The 1,545-nt window shown below is 44.9% G+C and carries 1 protein-coding gene, 1 tRNA gene and 1 pseudogene; all 3 read right to left on the bottom strand.

The window, feature by feature from the left end; genetic code table 11:
- Nucleotides 1–37: 37 nt before the first annotated feature.
- Nucleotides 38–805 carry a 5'/3'-nucleotidase SurE gene (gene surE, locus ACKI5G_RS05330; RefSeq protein ID WP_407398336.1) on the bottom strand — a complete coding sequence of 256 codons (768 nt, stop codon included), beginning with the start codon at nt 803–805 and terminating at the stop codon, nt 38–40.
- A 116-nt stretch (nt 806–921) separates the two neighbouring features.
- Nucleotides 922–997 (bottom strand) — tRNA-Lys (locus ACKI5G_RS05325).
- Nucleotides 998–1,097: 100 nt separating this feature from the next.
- A pseudogene (locus ACKI5G_RS05320) lies at nt 1,098–1,545 on the bottom strand (damage-inducible protein CinA); the annotation flags it as partial.

Below are 1,545 nucleotides of genomic sequence, written 5' to 3'. Positions count from 1 at the left end.
GTCATTCCAATATCTAATTATACCATAACATCTTATATCATAACACCTTTCCTGCCAAATCCCGCAGGAAAAGACAATCTGCCACGCTCAGTCGCATAGGTGTGATGGTAATATGACCTGAGTTACACAGAGTAATATCCGCATCAGGGGTATTTCCCTCATCGATAATATCTCCCTCCACCATAAAATACATGCGACCGTCCTCAGAGATACGTGGAATATAGGCATTTTCGTAGTCACGAACGCCCTGGCGCGCCCAATGCCATTTAAAATCCTCATGGAAGGCCTTGGGGAAATTTATATTAAAAAATATTGTATCCTTACTTAATGCCAATAACTCCGGCAGCTTCTTCGCCAACTCCTGCGCTACCATATCAAAGGTAATGCTGGCATTATAATCCAGAGAAACAGCCAGGGAACTAATCTTATGAATATAACCCTCTCTGGCTGCTCCTACCGTACCGGAATAAATCAAATCCGTTCCCAAATTGGAGCCGTTATTGATACCTGAAATCACCAAATCAGGATACTTTTCCGGCTTATGACCTAACAGGCCTTCCAAATACAGCTTTACGCTATCCGCCGGGGTACCAAAAACACTGTAGGCCTCAATACCATAAGTATCGGCCAAAGGCTGGTATTTATCCACATAAATAGGCTGACCGACAGTAATCGCGTGGGCCTTGGCACTCTGCTGAGTAGCCGGGGCGGCCACCACCACCTCATAATCCTTATGCAAGGCCTTTACCAAAGCCTCAATTCCCGGAGACTGCACCCCATCATCATTGCTGATAAGAATCTTCATAACTCTCTCCTTTCTCCCAGTTGCCTTCCCCCTTGGGGAAGGTGCCCGAAGGGCGGATGAGGTTTCATTTTTTAAAAAAAGCAGGCTGGAATATCCCAACCTGCCACAATTCATAATGGTGACCCACCGGGGACTCGAACCCCGAACCTGCTGATTAAGAGTCAGATGCTCTACCAATTGAGCTAGTGAGTCATGCTTGATACCCTTCGTATCTCACAACAGCATTTATTATACTAATATTGTATCTGCTTGTCAATCTTTTTTTCAATTCACAGAATTGTGGAAAGGTGGCCTATTTATCTTCTGTTATACAGCTTATATAATCCTCTCCCAATGCCAGCTTACAGCGCTCCACTATTGGCTGTAGCAAGTCAAGGGCCTGATCGCGGTCCTTGGCGGCTGCTGTAACCCGGATAAGACAGCCATCCTCCTTGGCATAGGTAGCTACTGTTGGATTATCATTATCGCATAAATCACCCAGTCGTTCAGCACAAGGTCCTTCCCCCACAATAGTTATAGGTGCATCCTTCTTGCTTAGCATTTTTATATTTATGGAAACAAAAACCTTATCACTGAACTGCTTAAGATATGGCAGGGCATATTCTTCAAACATGGGCTGCATTTCCTTTGGTGGCCCAGGAAACAGCAGACAATACTTGCCATTATGTTCCATGATGCAGCCTGGAGCAGTGCCATGATGATTATACATAATTATGGCTTCCTTAGGTACATAAGCCTGC

The organism is Anaerovibrio sp. (genome assembly GCF_045637405.1).
Taxonomy (GTDB): Bacteria; Bacillota; Negativicutes; order Selenomonadales; family Selenomonadaceae; genus Anaerovibrio.
The sequence above is the reverse complement of the archived record's forward strand: the minus strand, read 5'-3'. Positions and strand labels throughout refer to the sequence as shown.

Excerpts from the sequence above, each read along its gene's own strand:
- surE (WP_407398336.1), bottom strand. The coding sequence starts at position 805 with ATGAAGATTCTTATCAGCAATGATGATGGGGTGCAGTCTCCGGGAATT.